This window comes from Mycobacterium sp. (assembly GCF_052145595.1).
Taxonomy (GTDB): domain Bacteria; phylum Actinomycetota; class Actinomycetes; order Mycobacteriales; family Mycobacteriaceae; genus Mycobacterium.
This window is the reverse complement of sequence record NZ_JBKQOI010000017.1, coordinates 1-20,263: the sequence shown is the minus strand read 5'-3', so window position 1 is coordinate 20,263 and position 20,263 is coordinate 1. Positions and strand designations below refer to the sequence as shown.

The 20,263-nt window shown below is 66.4% G+C and carries 18 protein-coding genes; 7 read left to right on the top strand and 11 right to left on the bottom strand.

Going from position 1 to position 20,263, the window contains the following annotated elements:
* The first annotated feature begins 82 nt into the window (after positions 1-82).
* On the top strand, positions 83-952 hold the full coding sequence (locus ACLP4W_RS01075) for an LLM class F420-dependent oxidoreductase (protein ID WP_442383263.1): 870 nt from the start codon (positions 83-85) through the stop codon (positions 950-952).
* 13 nt (positions 953-965) lie between these two features.
* On the opposite strand, the gene ACLP4W_RS01070 is transcribed toward ACLP4W_RS01075, so the two are convergent.
* The gene (locus ACLP4W_RS01070; protein WP_442383261.1) at positions 966-2,462 is read right to left on the bottom strand and encodes a peptidase; all 1,497 of its coding nucleotides are present in this window, start codon (positions 2,460-2,462) and stop codon (positions 966-968) included.
* 840 nt (positions 2,463-3,302) lie between these two features.
* On the opposite strand from ACLP4W_RS01070, the gene ACLP4W_RS01065 reads away from it, so the two are divergent.
* Positions 3,303-3,464, top strand: coding sequence for a hypothetical protein (locus ACLP4W_RS01065; protein ID WP_442383259.1), 162 nt, complete (start codon positions 3,303-3,305; stop codon positions 3,462-3,464).
* Positions 3,465-3,686: 222 nt separating this feature from the next.
* Here ACLP4W_RS01065 and ACLP4W_RS01060 read toward each other — a convergent pair whose 3' ends face one another.
* The 5 genes from ACLP4W_RS01060 to ACLP4W_RS01040 all read right to left on the bottom strand — a co-directional run bounded on the left by ACLP4W_RS01060 (position 3,687) and on the right by ACLP4W_RS01040 (position 10,420).
* A complete protein-coding gene (locus ACLP4W_RS01060; protein WP_442383312.1) occupies positions 3,687-6,296 on the bottom strand; it encodes a LuxR C-terminal-related transcriptional regulator in 2,610 nt (869 codons plus the stop codon).
* 333 nt (positions 6,297-6,629) lie between these two features.
* Complete coding sequence (locus ACLP4W_RS01055) at positions 6,630-8,099, bottom strand: M28 family peptidase (RefSeq protein ID WP_442383257.1); 1,470 nt, start codon at positions 8,097-8,099, stop codon at positions 6,630-6,632.
* A gap of 8 nt (positions 8,100-8,107) precedes the next feature.
* A complete protein-coding gene (locus ACLP4W_RS01050) occupies positions 8,108-9,601 on the bottom strand; it encodes a M28 family metallopeptidase (RefSeq protein WP_442383256.1) in 1,494 nt (497 codons plus the stop codon).
* Positions 9,602-9,643: 42 nt separating this feature from the next.
* Positions 9,644-9,997 (bottom strand): DUF2752 domain-containing protein, encoded by a 354-nt coding sequence (locus ACLP4W_RS01045; protein WP_442383254.1) that lies wholly within the window; start codon positions 9,995-9,997, stop codon positions 9,644-9,646.
* Between the two features lie 87 nt (positions 9,998-10,084).
* Positions 10,085-10,420 carry a CD225/dispanin family protein gene (locus ACLP4W_RS01040; RefSeq protein WP_442383252.1) on the bottom strand — a complete coding sequence of 112 codons (336 nt, stop codon included), beginning with the start codon at positions 10,418-10,420 and terminating at the stop codon, positions 10,085-10,087.
* A 496-nt stretch (positions 10,421-10,916) separates the two neighbouring features.
* Between ACLP4W_RS01040 and ACLP4W_RS01035 the strand changes: the two genes are divergently transcribed.
* Positions 10,917-11,444 (top strand): serine/threonine protein kinase, encoded by a 528-nt coding sequence (locus ACLP4W_RS01035; protein ID WP_442383250.1) that lies wholly within the window; start codon positions 10,917-10,919, stop codon positions 11,442-11,444.
* Between the two features lie 10 nt (positions 11,445-11,454).
* On the opposite strand, the gene ACLP4W_RS01030 is transcribed toward ACLP4W_RS01035, so the two are convergent.
* From ACLP4W_RS01030 to thiO, 4 genes are read right to left on the bottom strand one after another with little or no spacing between them, the layout of a single operon-like run.
* On the bottom strand, positions 11,455-12,222 hold the full coding sequence (locus ACLP4W_RS01030) for an SGNH/GDSL hydrolase family protein (protein ID WP_442383248.1): 768 nt from the start codon (positions 12,220-12,222) through the stop codon (positions 11,455-11,457).
* The gene (locus tag ACLP4W_RS01025; protein WP_442383246.1) at positions 12,219-12,977 is read right to left on the bottom strand and encodes a thiazole synthase; all 759 of its coding nucleotides are present in this window, start codon (positions 12,975-12,977) and stop codon (positions 12,219-12,221) included. Before ACLP4W_RS01025 ends, ACLP4W_RS01030 begins: the two co-directional genes overlap by 4 nt.
* Entirely contained in the window at positions 12,970-13,167 is a 198-nt protein-coding gene (thiS, locus tag ACLP4W_RS01020; RefSeq protein ID WP_442383244.1) for a sulfur carrier protein ThiS, read from the bottom strand. The genes ACLP4W_RS01025 and thiS overlap by 8 nt, the downstream gene beginning before the upstream one ends.
* A complete protein-coding gene (gene thiO, locus ACLP4W_RS01015; protein ID WP_442383242.1) occupies positions 13,164-14,186 on the bottom strand; it encodes a glycine oxidase ThiO in 1,023 nt (340 codons plus the stop codon). The genes thiS and thiO overlap by 4 nt, the downstream gene beginning before the upstream one ends.
* 172 nt (positions 14,187-14,358) lie before the next feature.
* Between thiO and thiE the strand changes: the two genes are divergently transcribed.
* On the top strand, positions 14,359-15,030 hold the full coding sequence (gene thiE, locus ACLP4W_RS01010) for a thiamine phosphate synthase (protein WP_442383310.1): 672 nt from the start codon (positions 14,359-14,361) through the stop codon (positions 15,028-15,030).
* On the opposite strand, the gene ACLP4W_RS01005 is transcribed toward thiE, so the two are convergent.
* Positions 15,002-15,634, bottom strand: coding sequence for an NUDIX hydrolase (locus tag ACLP4W_RS01005; RefSeq protein ID WP_442383240.1), 633 nt, complete (start codon positions 15,632-15,634; stop codon positions 15,002-15,004). The genes thiE and ACLP4W_RS01005 overlap by 29 nt on opposite strands.
* A gap of 138 nt (positions 15,635-15,772) precedes the next feature.
* Here ACLP4W_RS01005 and glnX point away from each other — a divergent pair, with 138 nt between their 5' ends.
* From glnX to ACLP4W_RS00990, 3 genes are all read left to right on the top strand, one after another.
* The gene (glnX, locus tag ACLP4W_RS01000; RefSeq protein WP_442383238.1) at positions 15,773-17,092 is read left to right on the top strand and encodes a protein kinase G-activating protein GlnX; all 1,320 of its coding nucleotides are present in this window, start codon (positions 15,773-15,775) and stop codon (positions 17,090-17,092) included.
* Entirely contained in the window at positions 17,092-18,078 is a 987-nt protein-coding gene (locus ACLP4W_RS00995; RefSeq protein ID WP_442383236.1) for a glutamate ABC transporter substrate-binding protein, read from the top strand. The genes glnX and ACLP4W_RS00995 overlap by 1 nt, the downstream gene beginning before the upstream one ends.
* A partial coding sequence (locus ACLP4W_RS00990) for a serine/threonine-protein kinase PknG (protein ID WP_442383235.1) occupies positions 18,078-20,263 on the top strand: 2,186 nt, incomplete at its 3' end. The genes ACLP4W_RS00995 and ACLP4W_RS00990, both read left to right, overlap by 1 nt.

The window sequence follows — 20,263 nt, the reverse complement described above, 5'->3', positions numbered from 1 at the left end:
GCCTCGGGTGCCTGACGGCGGTGCTCAGCGGTTCCGGAAGAGGCTTAACCGAAAAACAAGGCACGAATAGGGGATATCCGCGATGGAATTAGGAGTGCATTTCATCGATTTTCTGCCAGGGGATCCAGCCAAGTTGGGCCCGACGCTGGCCGCCGCGGCCAAGGCGGCCGAGCAGGGCGGGGCCACGATGTTCACCCTGGCCGACCATTTCTTCCAGATGGAAAACGTTGGACGCGCCGACGATCCGTTCCTGGAGGGCTATACGTCTTTGGGTTTCCTGGCCGGACAGACCACCACGATCGACCTGACCTTACTGGTCACCGGGGTCACCTATCGCTATCCCGGCGTGCTGGCCAAAGCGGTGACCACGCTCGATGTGCTGTCCGGAGGCCGGTCGATGTTGGGACTCGGTGCCGCATGGTACGAACGCGAGCATGTCGCGCTTGGCATTCCGTATCCGCCGATAAGCGCGCGGTTCGAGATGCTTGAAGAGACGCTGCAGATCTGCCGGCAGATGTGGAGCGACAACGACGGGCCGTACAACGGCAAGCACTATCAGCTGGCCGAAACAATCTGTGCGCCGCAACCGATTCGGCTGCCGCCGATTCTGATCGGCGGCAGCGGCGAGAAGAAGACGCTGCGGCTGGTCGCGCAGTATGCCGACATCTGGAACAGCACGGTCTCGGGCGTCGACGAGCTGAGGCACAAGATCGACGTGCTGCATCGCCACTGCGATACATTGGGCAGAGATCCCGGCGAAATCCGCAAGACGGTCGGCGTTCTCAACGACCCGTTCGGGGACACCACCGGGTACATGAAGACCGTGGAACGCTATGCGGAGCTGGGCGTCGAGATGATCAATGTCGGTCCCCTGCCCGGAAACCCCGACCCAGTCGGCTTCGTCCGCCGCCTCGGCGATCAACTGATTCCCAGGCTCTCTGAGATCGCCTAGGCCGCCTCGCGCCCTATCCGGGATAACGCGAGTAGCACGCGTCCATGTTGCCGACCACGCCGCCACGGAACGCGGAAATGCGGGTGAAGCCGGCCGGAACGCTGGTCCCGTCGGCGTCGCTGGCGACAAGGTGGTTGGTGAGCAGTCCGGCAACGGCTTCGTCGAGGTCACCGGCAGACAGCTGAAGCTGCTTATGGGACGGCAGGTCAATGGGTTCGGCCATCTTGCGGTGCACAACGCCGGTCAGGCAGGCGGTCCGAAGCGCGGTCCACGGGCTCTGCATCGGTAGGCCGCGTTCGTGTTGCACCGCCAACGCGTACCTCGACATCACGATCGACAGGGCGGTGTCGTCACCTTGCGGGAGGGTGTCTTCCTTCTCGTCGGCGACCTTGCCCATCGTCGCCAGCGCGGGCAGGTCGATCACGATGGTGTTGGTACTCGGACAGTAGGACGCCGGCGGACTCGCTTTGGCGTCCGGGCAATCAGCTGGCTTGTAGGACAACGTCGGTGGATTCTGCGGGGAGAAGATCTTTCCCATAAGTTCCATCAGCGTCGACAAGGTGTCGTCGTCGATCGCGACCTCACCGGTCTCCGTGTCCCCGCTGGTGTCCACCCGCAAGGTCGTCGGCAGGTCACCGCGGCGCTGCTCGATCTCCCGCACGTTGATCCCCGCGCAAGCGGAGGCGCCGTCGATAAAGCCCATCTGGAAGGCACTGACCCGATCCAGGGCGGACCCATGTTCGTCATCGTTTTCGGTATCGGCGTCCATGACCGGGTCGCGGGTGGTAATGATTCCGGCCAGCACGTGGTCGAGCCCGTCGGCGGTGCTCAGCGTGAAGCGTGGCGACTTACCATCGGCCACCCAAAACAGGTAGACGCCCGCGAAGCAATCGGCCTGTTGCTCACGGACGATGGTCGGGTCTTTCCCGGTCACCAGCTTCGCCATCTGCTGCAAGGCGTGCCCGAATTCGTGAGCCACTACGGCATTGACGGACATGTCACCGAAATAGCGTTGCGCAACAGGCATGAACACCCCGCGATCCCAGGCGATCAGGTTGCAGCGCGAGGTGAAAAAGGCGTTGACGAGCTTGTAGGTGTCGGCGTGGCAGACGACCGGGCTGTTGGGATCATTGGAGTCGTAGGAAACCAGCTTGCCGACCGGAACGAAAGTTCCCTTCAGCGATTGGCTGTACACCGACTGCCAGTACTCCTCGATGTCGTTGACCGACAGCAACGACAACTTGTCGATCGCCCCGTTGTCGGTGTTGACCACCGTGCCGGTCGGACTGGGCGCGTTCGAACGGATCCCGCTGGGACCATTGGTCGCGGCCAGACCGCCCACCCGGAATGGGTCGTTGAGCATCGACAGAGCGCGGCCGTCGACGAAAGTGGCGCAGCCCGCCGCGATGAGTACTGCCCCCGCGCAGGCGATTGCCGCCTTCAGCGACGCGATCGCCGCGCGAAGGCGACCACCGGCACATTGACGTCGATTCCGCCCGCGCATACTCATGACGAACCTCATCCCGACCGGGCTGCACGGCAGCAACAAGGGGATCTCATTCTAGATCCCTTGGCTAACGGTGACAGCCCAAACCAACCCCGTAGTTGACCACCCGCGGCTACCGGCGCGGCGCTAACGCGGCACCCCTCCGATCACCAACAGCTGCAATGTGATTCGAATCGAACCACATTGTGGTAGGCGGAAATCGGCATAGGTCGCACGCGGGTCAGCCAAGCGGATGAGCAACGCGGAGTCGCGGGTGCGGCGGCTCATGCGGCTTCGCGTCCCGCGGACGCGGTAAGCGCGGGGTTCGGTGCGGTTCAGCGGGCGGCCGGTTACCCTTCGCCGCCCGGGCTTGGCGCGCTGGCTGAGAGTGGGTGGCCCGGCCCCGGTTGTTTGGTACATCGGGGGCCGGGGCGCGACTGGTGGCGTGAAAAAATCGAGTAGTGATCGAGTAGTGAACTACTCGTGTCCGCGCGCGGGCTCGCTGACACGATGGAATCACCGGCCCGGTCCGGCGCGGGATCAACAGTCGAGGTGACATCATGAACAACCTCACCATTCGGCGCCTTCGCCCAATGCTGCGACTTCTGCCGCGCAGCGCGCGAAGCCTTCGTCACCGCACGCTGTCTTGCGATCTACCGGCCGGCCAAACACTGAGCACACCGCTCGACCGCGGTTCTATCGTTCCTCTCTGCGCCGTGTGCATTGAAACCGGCCGCGCAACAGAAGCCACTTACCAAACGAGGGACCTGCTGTGTGGCTGCGACGAACACATCCGACAACTTGAGCAACACGGCCGCGCCGCGATTCGCCGATTACGAAGCCCAGAACCGGATGGATATATAGATGGAGGAGCACCGCCCGCGCGCAAAACGAATGGCGATCGACCGGCTGACTTGCCCGACCAAGGCGCTGGTTTGTGCGACGGGAGTGTTGGCCCCAGCGACGATCGCGTTGGCGGTGCACCGCTTACCGCAGCTAAGTGACGAGCTGGAACCACTGGACTAGCAAAACAGGTGCCACGATGAGCCTGAGGGGAGTTCGCCGTGGCGCCGGTGGCGGAAGAGAATGGTTTGAAAGCTATATAGTGGCTCTGAACTGCGAGAACTCTGGTGCGCGATACTGGGATTGAACCAGTCGGCTACGAGTCTCCGCTGCAGGCTGGAAAGTAACGGGCGATTATCGGCCACTTCGACCCGCTCACCGCTGCACAAACGTCGGATGCCCTGTTTAAGTCTCCTGCGAAGCGAGACCTACTAGGTGGATGAGTTGCTCGCGGCGCTCGATGCCGAGTTTGGCGAAGGTGCGATAAACGTGTCCCTCCACCGTCCGCACCGAGACAACCAGCCGATCGGCGATCTGACGGTTGGACAAACCAGCCGCAGCCAGCATCACGATCTCACGTTCACGGTCGGTAATCGGCAGCGGTTGGGCCACGGAACGGACCGCGGGCGTGCGTATTCCGGCCTGCCTGGCCACCCAGTGCGCGCGGGTCGAAGACCGTATTTCCTTGCCGCGCTGGCCGGTGCGCGCGTGTTCACCCGCCGCCTGGGCTGACGCGTCGGCGGCCAGCGCCACCGCGCCCATGGCAGCGAACCGGTCGGCCGCGGCGTCGAGCACATCGCCGTCGTGGTCGGCCAACCCCCGAGCGTGCCCCGCGATCGCCTGCGCCAACTTAGTGTCCAGTGTCTCGGCCAGCTCCGCCAGCCGCTCGGATTGCGAACGGTCATCGAACCGCACCGCGGTGTGCAGCGCGCGCATCTCCACGGCATACATCCCGGATTGTCGCGCGATCTGCGCGGCACGCACCGCGTGAGTCTGCGCGGCCACCGTCTGGCCGACCGAGGCCCGCTCCCAGGCCCGGGCCAGCTCGAGTTCCGGCAAGAACACCGCGACCTGTGGACCGTAGGCCTCCTCCGACCTGCGCAGCGCCGCGGCGGCAGCCTCAGCATCTCCCCGCGCGCCTTCGGCCTGCGCCGACCACGCCTCCACCAGCATGAACCAGCCCGACGGAAAACCACGCGACATCGCCGATATCGAATCCCGAAACGAAGAACACGCGGACGGCAACGCACCGCGGGCAGACTGCACCAGTCCGAGCATGGCGTGCAGGAACGCATCTGCACCAGGCCAGACCCTGGTCCTCGGAACATAGCGTTCCCGAACCCGTTCGGCCGCCAGATGATCACCGGCGGCCGTCAATGCCACGACCTCGGCCAAACCCATGACAAACCGGAACGGTCCCGATTGATCGAACACAACTGCCCGACCCGCATCCGCTACGCGCTGGACTTCGGCAAACCGCCCGGTGAGGGCCAACGCCCAACACGTCCACGTAGTCGCCCACATCCTCACCACCGGTTGCACATCGGATGTACACACGGCGAACCCGAGGTCCAGTGCCGTCCGGACGTCACCGGAAAAGCAGGCAAACGCCGCTTCCATGGCCGTGACGAGCGGGAGCAGCTCCTCAGAATCAACACGCGCCCTCACGTCCGCGAGTGCCAGCCGTGCCGGCTCGACCCGCCTGCAGCTGAAGAAGAGATTCGCGGCACGCAGACAGCCCCACCGCACGATCAGCCACTCATCGGCACCATCGGGGTCGACGGCATTAAGCGCCGCCTCGACCTCGGCGCTCCGTCCCTGCCAACCCATCGCCTCAGCAAGCACGATCGCGGCCTTCAGGCCACCGCCATGCTCGAATGCGTATCGGGCCAGCTCCTCACCGCAAGCGATGTCCGACATGGTCACCGCGCTCGCCGCCGCGTCGACGATCAGGCCGAGGTCTGGCGACAGATCGCTTCGCATCATCAACTGTGCCAGCTGTATCCGGGTGCGCACGTCAGGCAACCCCGACCGCTCCTCCTGTGTCTGCATCTGCTTCTGAAGTTGTTGTGCCAGTGCGCTAGTGAGCTGTCGCGAACGCACCACTCCGGCGTGTCGGATTGCCGCCTTACCCAAGATCGGGTGACACAACCGCGCCACCGTGTGTGACCCGTCGGCAACCACCTGGATTACTCCACGGCGCTCAAGGCGTCCCACCACGTCGGCATCGCAAAGCCCGCGCAGGATCTCCCAGTCCAGCACCTCGGCAGCCGCCAGAATCTCTACCGCCTCCAATTCCTGAGGCGCAAAGGACTGCAGGCGAAACTCCAGCAGATCGTGAAGTTGGCGGTCGGCACGCAGCGCACCTCGAAGTTGCCAGCCCGTATCCGTGCGCACCAACACACCACTTTCCCGACCCGCATCCAGCAAGCCACGCAACAGCAGCGGGCTGCCCGCGGTCTGGCCATGTAACTCGTTGATCAGCCTGGTATCCACGGCGCCGCCGAGCACAGCGCGGGCGAGCACCTCGGTCTGCTCCCGGGTAAATGCCTCAACGCGCAGACTCAGCAACAACCGCTCTTTCAACAGCGTCGTCACCGCGTCGGGCACCAAATCGCCGGACCGGATCGTCACGATCAATCGTGCACTGCCGCCGGCGGCAAGTTGGTGCACCAGCGTCGACGACAACGGATCGAGCAACTGCGCGTCGTCGACGACGACGACCAGGTTCTCTTCCCGCTCCAGGGCTCTTTGCGCGGCCGCGAGCATGGCGGCCGGTTCCTGCGGTGCGTCGATGGTCACCGACCGATAGAACGCGCCCAACGGCACCGTGGAGCCGGTTTGGGTGCCCAGCACATGCCGCACCGTCGCCCCGCCCGACTCGAGAGAGTCGGCAACGGCGCGAGCCAGTGTCGATTTGCCAACCCCGCTATCGCCGACCAACGCCACGCCATGGAACTCCGCACCGCCGTCGAGCGCTGCCAACGCTCGGCGCAGCTCGGTATCCCGGGCCACAATCGGCCACTCCGACCCGCTCTCCGTTTGCACCCGAAGTCGAACCTCCACCGCCAGGTTTTCGCAGACCGTACCTGAGTCCGCCCACGGTTCGCGCCAAATTTCGAACCTTCGAAAAAGGTTTTGTCAGCCGTTAACGGCCGGCACCAGGTGCGGCGAGTTGTTCACATCGACTTCAGCCCCGGACCGGGTCCTGGCTAAGTGCACGACCGACTCGCCGCGTTCGATGCCGAGCTTGGCGAAAATGCGTTCTCGCGTTCACGGTCGGTGATTGGCAGCGGCCGTGCCGCGGCATCGACCGCCGGCGTTCGTATGCCACCCTGGCTGGCGCCGCTACGGGATTCGCGTGCGATGCCTCTTGTCATGGGGCGGGACGCCGTTGACGCCCCCGATCGACTCCGCATAGCTGCCCACCGCGAACGCCACGCCAGAACCCATCACCGCCAACGCTTCCCGGTTGACCTTGTCGACCGTGTCCCGGGGGCTCTGGTAGTTGGGGTCGAACGGGACACCCGCCTGACCGCCCCATAGTCGCGCCTGCACCGTGGTTTTCGTCTGCGAGGCACCGGCGGTGATGCCCCCGATCGGCACGCCCGCGACCATGAAGGGGTGGTAGTCGGCCCTGGTGGTCAACGGCATATCGGCGGGCCGCTTTCCGGCCGTGTAGAGATAGCCGGCCAGGGTGCGCTCGATGCCGGCCGAACCTTCCGGCACGTCTCCGGACGCGACGCCGGGCCCGGGCGGACCGGACTGATCGCCATCGTCGGTGAAGAAGCCGGCGTTGGGTGAACCCAGCATGGTGAAGTTCAAATACATCGCTATGTCATTGAGTTGATCGCTGTCCATGCCGAACACGTAATCGATGGCGCCGTTGAGCCCGTCCTCCTCGGCTCCCCAGAACACGTACCGCACCGCATTGTTCACCGGAGCCAACGGGCCCAGCTGTAGCGCCGTTTCCAGCACGGCGGCCACTCCGGTCCCATCGTCGTTGATGCCCGGTCCGTCGCGGGGGCTGTCGAGATGCGCGCCCACCATGATCACCTCGTTCGGCGAGCCGGTCTCGGTCTGCGCCAGCACGTTTCGCGACGTGATCTTGACGTTCCGCGCGTCCAGCACCAGGCGTATGGGCCCGGTGTCACGTGCGAGCGCGGTGGCGCCGTAAGCACCGACAACGGCTACCGGCACGGTCAGTTGCTTGAAGTAACCGCGATTGAACAACGTGGGCGGAGCTCCCTCGCCGTTGGGCGCGCTGAGCACGATCAGCGCTACCGCGCCCTTGGCCAGCGCGCTGTTCTGCTTGTCGACCACCGAGCAGCGAGTGTCGTCGACGACGGCGATCCCACCCTTGGGCACCACGGCCGGGTAATCGCCGACCGCGCAGCCCGACGCTTGCGTCGGCCGGATCGGCTGCCCGGTCAGGCCGCCGGGCGGTGTCTGGACCAGCAACGAAGCCTGGTCGACCGGAAAGGTGCGACCGGCTACCGTCACCGCCGGCTTACCCGGCGAGACCGCGTACAGGCGGTCAAACTGTGGCGTCGACACGTTAAAACCCCTGTCGCGCAACGCCTTCGCCACATAGTCGACGCTGCCGTCATAGCCCGGTGTGCCCTCCGCCCGATTCCCGCCGTTGGCGTTGGCGATATCTTGCAGAGCGCGCAGGTGAGTGAACATCCGGTCCACGGTCACCTTTTCGACCAATCCATGTCCCAGATCCGGCGCCGCAACCGGCGGCACCGGGCGCGGCGGCGAGCACGCCGCCAGCACCCCGGTCAACACCAGCGCTGAGCCCAGCCGACGGATCACGGCTCCGATCATGGCTTACCGAGCACGTGACGCGTGCGGTCCGCCATGACCGGAACCCCATCTTTGCCCCTAACGTCCTGCGCGTACAGCCCCACCACGTAGGCGACGCCGCTGCCGTTGATGCCCAGTGAGGTTCGGTCGATGTGGTCGAGGGTATCGGTTTTCTGGTGATAGTTCGGATCGAACGGCTCGTCGGCGGTCCCGCCCCACAGTTTGGCCTGCTCGGCGGACTTCTTGGCCTCGGCGCCGGAGAACAGGCCGCCCGCGGGGATGCCTGCCAGGGTGAATCCGTCGTAGTCGGAACGACCGTCGAACGAGGTATCCTGGGCGATCTTGCCGGCCGACTTCAAGTAGGCGACCAGCGTGCGCTCAATACCGGCCGACCCTTCCGGTACCACCGGCTGGCCGCGGGCGTCTATTGGCAGTGACTGGTCTCCGTCGTAGGTGAAGTAACCGGGGTTCGGTGATGCGAGCATGTCGAAGTTCATATACAGCGCAATGTCTTTCAGCCCGTCTAGGTCCAGCGACTCCACATAGTTCCGCGACCCGATCAGTCCGAGTTCCTCCGCGCCCCAGAAGCCGAACCGCACCGCATTGTGTACCGACGGCGAATTACCCAGCTGCACTGCGGTTTCCAGAACGGCGGCCACGCCCGACCCGTTGTCGTTGATGCCCGGCCCCTCGGGCACGCTGTCCAGATGCGCGCCCGCCATCACCACGTCGGCGGGCGAGCCGGTCTTGGTCTGCGCGATGACGTTGCGGGCCTTGAAACTCTGGACGCTCGCGTCGAGCTTGATGGTGGTCGGCCCCGGCTCGGCGCGCAACTGCACCCCGACGGACTTCGTCACGCTCACCACCGGAATCTTCACAACGGTGTTCGGCCCGAGGGTACCGCCCATCTGCTGCTCGTCGACGTTGTCAGCGACGATCATCGCCACCGCACCGCGCTGCGCCGCGGCATCCTCCTTCTGAGCGAACGGGCAGGTGCCGCGGTCCACCAACACCACCGCGCCCCGCACCGGCAGGCCATCAAAGTCGGAGGCCTTGCAGCCCGGACTGTCCCCGGCGCGCGCGGCCACCAGCGGCCCGCTCACCCCGTCCGGCGGGGTGCCGAGACTGTAGTCCAGGGCACGCGCCTCCACGGCCTCCCCGCCGACCGTCACCGCCGGCTTCTCGCCGTGAAACACCCGCGCGGAGAACTCGGGTGTCTGTACGTAAAAACCGCTGTTACGCAACGTATTCACCACATAATCGACGCTGGCTTCATAGCCGGGGGTACCCACCGCACGAGTGCCATTGTTGGCATTGGCGATGTCCTGGAGCTTCGCCAGGTGCACCATCATCGCGTCGGCCGTGACCTTGTTGTGCAATGCGCTGGCGAACCCGGCCGCCGCAGGGTCGCCCTGCTGCGAATTGGGGCACCGATGAAAGCAGCCGGTCAAAAACGCGGTCAGGGCGACCACGGCGAGGACCGCCGGGATCGTCCTCGATTTGTGTACCATCCCGCCCCAGGTTAGACCGCGAATCAACCGCCGCCTATGGGATCAGACATAGAGCGCGTTGAATGGCGCAACCGGGATGTTGCGCACCACAAACCAAGCCACCACCAACGACAATGTCACCGCCGCAGACCAGCGATGGTGTTGCCAGCTGCGGATTCGTCGGCCCGTCACGCGGCCGTAGGTCCACGCCAGGTACGCCCACACCAACAGCACCAGCGCCGCCAAAGCCAGCGCGTTAAACCTGGCGGCCGCCAGCAGGTCGCCATGCATGAGCGAATACAACATCCGCGCACAGCCGCACCCGGGGCAATCGATACCCAACAGCGCCTTGGTAGGACATACCGGCAGCGGCCCATTCGGCGTGGTCGGGTCACCCACCCAGATCGCGGCGCACATCAACGTCGCGGACGCGGCCACCACCAGTGGCGCAGCCAAACCCACTGGCACCGACCCATGGCGGGTCACCATGATCGCTACCCAGGCTTAGAACATCGCGGCAAGCATCGCCGCGTTCGAGTTATTGGCCATGCCGCCTGCAATCGCGATGATCGCATAGACGATGCCGGCGACGACGCCGATGATGGCCCCCCAGGTCACCCATTTCTTGGCGCTGTCGGCGGACGCCTGCGCATCTGCATAGCGGCCCTGCGCCCACAACCCGTTGACCTGGCTGGACTTGACGATCGCCACGATCCCGAAGGGGAGACAGCAGAAAAGCGTCACCAAAATGGACCACACCAAGTAGTTATTCGGCGCTTGCCCGACGGGCTGCTGCGGCGGGTAACCGGGTGGCGGCGGTGGCGGCGGTGGCTGTGTCATGGATTCTCCAGTCGTCGGGGAGTTAACTGGCGTAAAGCGGTGCTTACCCTACCCCGAGCAGCGCCTCGACGGCAGCATCTATAGGAAATTCATGTTTCGCCGAATCACCACGGGTCGCGCGACGGGCACGCCCGTGATCGTTGGGTTACCACCTGCTGCCCACCAAGAGCACACCGCGGCAGACTGATTCGCGGCCTCCGCGCACGTTATCGAGGATTCACCAACGGCCTCAAAATGATTGTCTTCCAAGTCCTTTGCTCATCGGACATGGCCAGCTTTCGTTGCGCACCGTGGCGTCACCGCATCGGGCAGCGAAGTTGTTCGGGGTGTGGAGAATGATGCCCAGAAGACAATTTCCGGCGGAATGTGGTGCATAGTCAGGACATAGCCCTACGATCCCATGTAGCAAAAGCACTGTTTCCGGTGAGTGACGCAAATACACTCCCGGATGTCAGCGCGGCCGCACCGCCGGTTCGACAACCGTAAGGAGCTTAGGATGCCTCATCTCAGCAAGGCGCTGCGGGCCGCGACGGCTACAGTTCTCATGGGCGGTTTCGCATTCGCGGGTACGGTTGGGGCGAACGCGGACCCCACCAACACCGGTAGCTCGGCAGACGTCAACACACTGGCCGCCTCGCTGTCGAAGGGCTACGGCCTGAACAACTGCACCGACCAGGACCTCACCAGCGGCGAATTGGCCGCGCTCACTTGCGGACAAAGCCCCGACCCCAACGGGCCCGCCCAGGCGAAGTACATCCTCTTCAGCAACGGCGACAACTTAGCCAGCTCGTTCAAGGCAAGCATCAAAGACGACGTACTGACCGCTTGCGGGGACAGTGGCCAGTCACCTACTACCTGGCACCAGGGTAGTGCCACCACCAATTCGGGATCGGTGGCATGCGGGACCTATCAGAACGCCGCCGAGATCATCTGGACCACTGACAACAAAAACATATTGAGCTACATCCGTGCGACCAACACCGACGTACCGTCGCTCTACCAGTGGTGGCGAACCAACGGCTGACCTTATTGGGCTACAACCGGTTTGAGACCAACTCTGCCACGGCGCGCATCCCTGCGCCGTCGGGGTGCAGCGGGGCCGGCCGACCTGGTAGCGGCAGACCGTAGCGCGCCGGCCTGGTCGTCCAAGGCTCGGCCGACCAGGCGTGGTGGTGCCGGCTGGCCGCGGCGGCGCTTACAACCTCGCAGCCGGTTGCCAATGCCGCGTCGGCCGTAAGCCGTTCGAGTGTCGCGGCCACGTGGCGGCCCAATTCGGCATGCGTTTCCGAAAGGGGCGGCGCCGGCTCACCCGCGGGCGGCAGGATCGTCAGGTAGTCGACGAAGAAAATTCGGGCGCCCGCGGCGCGCCGACGCAGCGCGTCCCCGACCGCGCAGAGCGAACCGAACACCGCGGCCAGGGCCCGATCCCGGGTGTCGCGGTCCAGCAGTTCAGATATGCGCGCACCCAGCAGCGGCAGGCGCCGCGCGGCACGCGGCAGCGAGGCGGCCATCAACAGCGGAACGTAGCCCACGTCGTTCCCACCGATGGTGACCGTGACCAGGCTCTCCGAGCCGTCCAGCGCGGAAATCTGGGGCGGCTGGCCGTGCTGTTGGTCGGCAAGCACATGAGCGGTGGTCGCACCGGAAAAGGTGACGTCAACCAGTTCGAGGTTCAGTCGTTCGGCGACCAGATGCGGGTAGTTGCTGGCCGATCGGCCCGACCACCGAGGAGCGCCCGCGACGCGAGGCCGGATGCCGGGACCGGCGGCCATCGAACTACCCAGTGCGACGTACCGTTTCATCGTTCAGGGCTGGATGCTTGCGCCCAGAACCGCTTTGGGATCCGCCCGGCCCGGCGCGCCAGACAGCCGGCGGTGACGGCGGCCGCCATCGCGGCGGCCATGACCGGCGGATCGGCGGCCCGAGTCACCGCTGTGGCCAACAGCACCGCGTCGCAACCTAATTCCATCGCGAGCGCGGCGTCGCTGGCGGTACCGATGCCGGCGTCGAGCACCACCGGAACGCCGGCGCGGGCAACGATCATCTCGATGTTGTGCGGGTTGGTGATGCCAAGGCCGGTACCGATTGGCGAGCCCAGCGGCATCACCGCCGCGCAACCGGTGTCCTCCAGCCGACGGGCCAGCACCGGGTCGTCGTTGGTGTAGGGCAGGACGACGAACCCGTCATCGACCAATTGCTCTGCCGCCCGGACTAATTCTACCGCATCGGGCAGCAATGTGCGTTCGTCGGCGATCACTTCGAGCTTGACCCAGTTGGTGCCCAGCGCCTCGCGGGCCAGCTGTGCGGTCAGCACCGCCTCGGCCGCGCCTCGGCACCCCGCGGTGTTGGGCAGCGGCGTGATGCCGAGCCGGTTGAGCAGGTCCAGCAATCCGGTACCACCCTCAGCGTCGACGCGGCGTATTGCGACGGTGGTCAGTTCGGTGCCCGACGCGATCAGCGCCTCTTCCAGCACGGCCAGGTTGGTCGCCCCCCCGGTACCCATGATGAGCCGCGACGCGAAGCTGCGATCCGCGATCGTTAGCTTGGAATCAGCCACCCTGCACCGCCGTCACCACGTCCAGTCGTGCACCGTCGAAAAGTTCTGTGGCCCAGTCGGAACGAGGCAGCACCGCAGAGTCGATCGCCACCGCGATGCCCCGGTCCGGGAAGCCCAGCGACTCCAGCAATGCGGCGACGGTGGTCTGCTCGTCGACCTCGACCTTCCGTTCGTTGACCACGACGATCACTTCGGGGCTCCGACCGGGGCAAGTTCGGCAACGATCTGCTCGGCGGTCCACGGCGCCAGCAGAAACCCGGATCGGCCGTGGCCGGCGGCAACCAGGGTTCGTGCGTCCAGACGTTGCACCAGTGGCAGATTGTCGGGCGTCATCGGGCGCAGCCCGGCGGCGCACTCGGCCAGCTCGTACTCTCCCAGCGCGGGCACCACTGCACACGCGTCGTCAAGCAGGTCGCGCACCCCCGACACGACCGGGGCCGTGTCGCGGCCGTGCTCGTATTGGGTGGCACCGACGACCACGCCGTCCGCCCGCGGCACCAGGTATACCTGCCGCCCGTGCACGCGGGCACGAATTACCCTTTGCAGCAACGGCATACATCCCTTCCGCCACCGCAGACGCAGCACCTCGCCCTTCACCGGGCGCACCGGCAGGCCCGGCCACAGCGCGGGTGCGTCAATGCCGTTGGCAATCACCACCGCGTCGCACTCGAGCCGCGACAGGTCGTCTACCGGCGCCGCCCACCGAACTCCGAGACGCTCGCAGGCCGCGGACAGCGCGTCGAGCACCGCGCGATTGTCCACCGCCAGCTCGGTCGGCGCCCGAAACCCATGCCGGATGCCTTGCGCCAAAAGGGGTTCGACGTCGCGGGCAGCCGACTCCCAGACCACCGGATGCCCCTGGGCGGACAACCAATCGGCGACGGTATGAAGGTCTGCGACATCGGCCCGGTCGACGGCGACCACCAGCGACTCGCGGGCGGTGATCACCTGCGGTGGCAGCCCGTCGAGGAAGCCGCCGTCGCGCCACAGCCGCAGGGACTCCAGGCCCAGCCGCAACAATCGCTCCTCACCGGGCCAGCCCTCGCTGTGCGGCGCCAACATGCCGCCGGCGACCCACGACGCACCCGAGTCGCCGGTGCGATGCACCCGCACGGACCATCCGGCCTGCGCCGCCCGGCGCGCCACCGACAGCCCGATGACGCCGCCGCCGACGACCGCCAAACAGCCGGCCGATGGGTCTGTCGGCATCCCGGTCATTCTCGGGCCTCCCTTCGCCGGCATGATCCGGATCAGGTGTGACGGTAAGGGCAGGTCCAGTTCCTCTGGCTGTGCCCACTCTCAGCCCCGCACCCGGGACTCCCGCGTCGTGAGTTCTTCGTGTTCTACGCTAGCGCGCTACCGTCGCGTTGTGCACGAACGTATCGACCGTCTCGGGGTAGCGCGGCTGTATCTGTGTACCGACGCGCGCCGTGAGCGGGGCGACCTGGCCCAGTTCGTCGACGCCGCCCTGGCCGGTGGAGTGGACATCGTCCAGTTGCGCGACAAAGGATCGGTCGGTGAGCAGCGCTTCGGGCCACTCGAGGCGGGTGACGAGCTGGCCGCGTGCGAGATCCTCGAGGACGCGGCCCACCGGCACGGTGCCCTGTTCGCGGTCAACGACCGCGCTGACATCGCCCGCGCGGCCCGTGCCGATGTGCTGCACCTGGGCCAGGGCGACCTTCCGTTGGACGTGGCCCGCGAGATCGTCGGGCCGGACACGCTGATCGGCGTGTCCACCCATGACTGGGAACAAGTCGCCGCTGCCGGGGCCTGCAAAGCCGACTACTTCTGCGTCGGCCCCTGCTGGCCCACCCCCACCAAACCGGGTCGCCAGGCGCCGGGCCTAGAGCTGGTACGGCGCGCCTCTCGAATGGGCTCTGCACTCGGTGGCGACAAGCCGTGGTTCGCGATCGGCGGTATCGACGCACAGCGACTGCCCGAGGTGCTCGATGCCGGTGCCCGACGCATCGTGGTGGTGCGGGCGATCACCGCGGCCGAGGATCCACGGGCCGCGGCGCGCCAGCTCAGGTCGGCGCTTGCAGCAGCGAGCTGATCCGCCGGCTCAGCTGCGACGGCGCCTGATCGGCGTCAGCCGGCATGCACCACACGAAGACCCCGGCCTCGATCTCGATCGTGCGCGGCAGGCGCTGCCGCCGTTCGTCGCCGTGGCCGAGCGGCAACAGCGCCGGTGCGGTGCGCAACCGTTGCCAGCTGGCAGCGAAACCGGGATGCAGCGGCAGGTCGGCCACCTCGTCCTCGCCGACCCAGCGCATCTCGGCGCTTTCCCGGTTCGGCACGGTGTGCAGCAACTCGGCGGCGTCGGCGACGACGGTGGTGTAGGTCCAGTGAGCACCGCCGAGCCCCGAGACCCCGGCCGTGACCACGGTCGCCCGCACGGTCAGTAGCTCGGCCAAAAGGCCGGCCTCTTCGTGCGCTTCGCGCACCGCCGTCTCCTCCGCGGTCTCGTGGCTGTCTCGGGCACCGCCCGGCAGTGCCCAGGTGCCGCCCTGATGGCTCCACACCGCCCGATGCTGCAGCAAAACCGCGGGGCTGCCGTCAGGCCGCGGAGCTCGCAACAGTAAACCGGCCGCGCCGTACCGACCCCAGTAGTGGCCGCCGCTGTCGGATACCACCCACCCGTCACCGTCGCCCTGCACGAATTCAGGATAGGCAGGCGATCCCCGGGGTCAATTAGGTCGGCCTCCCCCATCCGTGCGAACATTCTCTTAGAATTCGCTTATACAGATTCTTTGTGCAGCGAATTCCAGTGGCCGAAAGACGAGGGCTGATCAGACGTGACGGTTGAGCTGGCGCACCCGACGACCGAGCCGCAGGGGTCGCGGTCGCCGGCCGAACCGGCCCATCCTCGCTGGTGGTTCATCTCCACGACGCCGGGCCGCATCTTGACCATTGGCATCGTGCTGGCGAGCCTCGGTGTCGCCAGCGCGTTCGCCACCTCGACGACCATCAATCACCGACAGCAAGTGCTGACCACGGTGCTCAACCACACCGAGCCGCTGTCCTTCGCCGCCGGACGGCTCTACACCACGCTGTCGGTGGCCGACGCCGCGGCAGCCACCGCGTTCATCGCCCAAGCCGAGCCGCGCCCGGTCCGGCAGCGCTACGAGCAGGCCATCACCGACGCCGCAGTGGCCGTCACCAGGGCCTCGAGCGGGCTGACGGATGAACCGTTGGTGCAGTTGCTGGGCCGGATCAACGCCGAACTGGCCGTCTATACCGGGCTGATCGAAATCGCGCGCACCAACAACCGGGAGGGCAACCCGGTCGGGTCGTCGTATTTGTCGGAGGCATCGGGACTGATGCAATCGACGATCCTGCCCGACGCGGCACAGCTGTACCAAGCGACCTCGCAGCGGGTCGACACCGAGACCACGGCCTCCACCAAGATCCCGGCGCCGGTGATCCTGGTCGTGTTGACCACCGTGGTCTTCGGTGCGTTCTCCCATCGCTGGCTGGCCCGGCACACCAGGCGCCGGATCAACCCGGGCCTGATCGTCGGCGCGCTCGCTATTCTTGTCATGGTGGTGTGGGTCGGAACCGCGCTGACCATCTCGACGGCCGCCAGTCGGAGCGCCAAGGACACCGCGGCCGACTCGCTCAAGACCGTTACCAACGTGGCGATCACCGCCCAGCAAGCGCGCGCCGACGAGACGCTGTCGCTGATCCGCCGTGGAGACGAAGAGATCCGCAAGCAGTCGTTCTATGAGCGCATCGACGCCATGCACCAGCAGCTCGACCAGTACATGTCCCGCAGCGACGCCGTCGACAAGCCCGACCTGCAAGGCGCCGATCAGCTGCTGCTCCGCTGGCGGCAGGCCAACGACCGGATCGACTCATACATCTCGGTGGGCAATTACCGGGCCGCCACCCAGGTCGCTCTGGGTAGCGGCGAGGACGATTCCACGCCGGCGTTCGACACGCTCGAAGACGAGTTGGGCAAGGCCATGGAGCAAAGCCGCGACCAACTGCGCAACGATGTCATCAGCGCGCGGGGCGGGCTGTCCGGCGCCCAGGTCGGCGGCGTGGTGCTCAGCCTCGGCGCCGCCACCGCGGTCGCCCTGGGCCTGTGGCCCCGGCTGAAAGAGTATCGATAATGACGCGGCTGCCCAGGATCCGGCGGGCGGGCTCCTGCATCGGGGTGCTCGCCGCGGTGGCGGTGCTGGCGGGTTGCGGGCGCACCGAGTCGCTGACGGTGGCCACCGTGCCGACGCTGCCGCCGCCCACACCGGTCGGCATGGACCAGATGCCGCCGGAGCCGCCGCTGCCCCCGGACGACGCCAGCCAGGACTGCAACGCGACGGCCAGCCTGCGCCCCTTCCCCACCAAGGCCGAGGCGGACGCCGCGGTCGCCGACATCCGCGCCCGCGGCAGGCTGATCGTCGGGCTCGACATCGGCAGCAACCTGTTCAGCTTCCGGGACCCGATCACCGGCGAGATCACCGGTTTCGACGTCGACATCGCCGGTGAGATCGCGCGCGACATCTTCGGCGCCCCGTCGCACGTCGAGTATCGGATCCTGTCGTCCGACGAGCGCGTCACCGCGCTGCAGCGCTCCGAGGTCGACGTCGTCGTCAAGACCATGACCATCACCTGCGAGCGGCGCAAGCTGGTGAACTTCTCCACCGTCTACCTCGACGCCAACCAGCGCATCCTCGCCCCACGGGACGCGCCGATCACCAAGGTGAGCGACCTGTCCGGCAAGCGAGTCTGCGTGGCCAGGGGCACCACGTCGCTGCACCGAATCCAGCAGATCGACCCGCCACCGGTGATCGTGTCGGTCGTGAACTGGGCCGACTGCCTGGTGGCCCTCCAGCAGCGCGAGATCGACGCCATCAGCACCGACGACTCGATCCTGGCCGGGCTGGTCGAAGAGGACCCCTACCTGCACATCGTCGGCCCGGACATGGCCACCCAGCCATACGGCATCGGGGTCACCCTCAACAACACCGGCCTTGTCCGGTTCGTCAACGGCACGCTCGAACGCATCCGCCGGGACGGCACGTGGAACACGTTGTACCGCAAGTGGTTGACGGTCTTAGGCCCGGCGCCCGCGCCGCCCGTACCGAGGTATCTGGACTGATGGCTGAGCCGGAAAAGCAAGCCGGACAGCCGGAATCCGGCTCCGAAGACGTCGCACCCGGCACCCAGCCGGCGGACACGGCCAGCGGTGCGACATCGGGGCGGATCCTGGCTACCCAGGCGCTGTTCCGTCCCGATTTCGGCGATGACGATGACGATGACGACTTCCCACATATCTCACTGGGCACCCTGGACACCGAGCCACAGGACCGGATGACGGTAGCGACGCGGGTACTGCCACCGGTCAGACAGCTCGGCGGCGGCCTGGTCGAGATCCCCCGGGTGCGGGATATCGATCCGCTCGAGGCCCTGATGACCAACCCGGTGGTGCCGGCGTCCAAGCGCTTCTGCTGGAACTGCGGCAAGCCGGTCGGCCGGTCCGGCTCGGACAACAAGGGGGACGGCAAGGGGGCGTCGGAGGGCTGGTGCCCCGCCTGCGGGAGTCCGTATTCATTCCTGCCCCAACTGAATCCGGGAGACATCGTCGCCGGCCAGTACGAGGTCAAGGGCTGCATCGCGCACGGCGGGCTGGGCTGGGTATACCTGGCGGTCGACCACAACGTCAACGACCGTCCGGTGGTGCTCAAGGGCCTGGTGCACTCCGGTGACGCCGAAGCCCAGGCGATCGCGATGGCCGAACGCCAGTTCCTCGCCGAGGTGGTTCACCCGCAGATCGTCCAGATCTTCAACTTTGTCGAGCACACCGACCGGCACGGGGCTCCCGTCGGCTACATCGTCATGGAGTACATCGGCGGGCAGTCGCTCAAGCACGGGAAAGACGAGAAGCTGCCGGTCGCCGAGGCCATCGCCTACGTGCTGGAAATCCTGCCCGCGCTGAGCTATCTGCATTCCATCGGCCTGGTCTACAACGACCTGAAGCCGGAGAACATCATGCTCACCGAGGAGCAACTCAAGCTGATCGACCTGGGCGCGGTGTCGCGGATCAATTCGTTCGGCTACCTCTACGGCACACCGGGCTTTCAGGCGCCAGAGATCGTGCGGACCGGCCCGACGATAGCCACCGACGTTTACACGGTGGGACGCACGCTGGCGGCGCTCACGCTGAACCTGCACACCCGCAATGGCCGCTACGTGGACGGACTGCCCGAAGACGACCCCGTCTTGGCCGCCTACGACTCTTTCGGCCGGTTGCTGCGTCGCGCCATCGACGCCGACCCGCGGCGCCGGTTTTCCACCGCCGAGGAGATGTCCGCCCAGTTGATGGGCGTGTTGCGCGAGGTGGTCGCCAAGGACTCCGGGGTGCCGCGGCCCGGACTGTCGACGATCTTCAGCCCCAGCCGCTCGACTTTCGGGGTGGACCTGCTGGTCGCCCACACCGATGTCTACCTGGACGGCCAGGTGCATTCGGAGCGATTGACCGGCAGGGAAATCGTCACCGCACTGTCGGTGCCGCTGGTGGATCCCGCCGACGTCGCCGCCCCGGTGTTGCAGGCGACGGTGCTTTCCCAGCCGGTGCAGACATTGGACTCGTTGCGCGCGGCCCGCCACGGTGGGTTGGACGCCGACGGCGTCGAGCTATCGGAGTCGGTCGAGCTGCCACTGATGGAAGTCCGTGCGCTGCTGGACCTGGGCGATGTGGCCAAGGCCACCCGTAAGCTCGACGACCTGGCCGAGCGGGTCGGCTGGCAGTGGCGGTTGGTGTGGTACCTGGCCGTCGCCGAGCTGCTCACCGGCGACTACGACTCCGCCACAAAACATTTCACCGAGGTGCTGGACACCTTCCCGGGTGAGCTCGCGCCCAAACTCGCGCTGGCCGCCACCGCTGAGCTGGCCGGCAACACCGACGGACACAAGTTCTACCAGACGGTGTGGAAAACCAACGACGGCGTGATCTCATCGGCGTTCGGGCTGGCCAGATCCCTTTCAGCCGAGGGCGATCGGGCCGGCGCGGTGCGCACCCTGGACGAGGTGCCGCCCACGTCCAGGCATTTCACCACCGCGCGCCTGACCAGCGCGGTGACCCTGATGTCCGGCCGCTCTGCGGGCGAAATAACCGAGGAACAGATCCGCGACGCCGCCCGGCGCGTGGAGGCGCTGCCGCCCACCGAACCACGCGTGCTACAGATCCGCGCCCTGGTACTGGGCGGCGCGATGGACTGGCTCGAGGACAACGAGGCAAGCACCAACCACATCCTCGGTTTCCCGTTCACCGAACACGGGCTGCG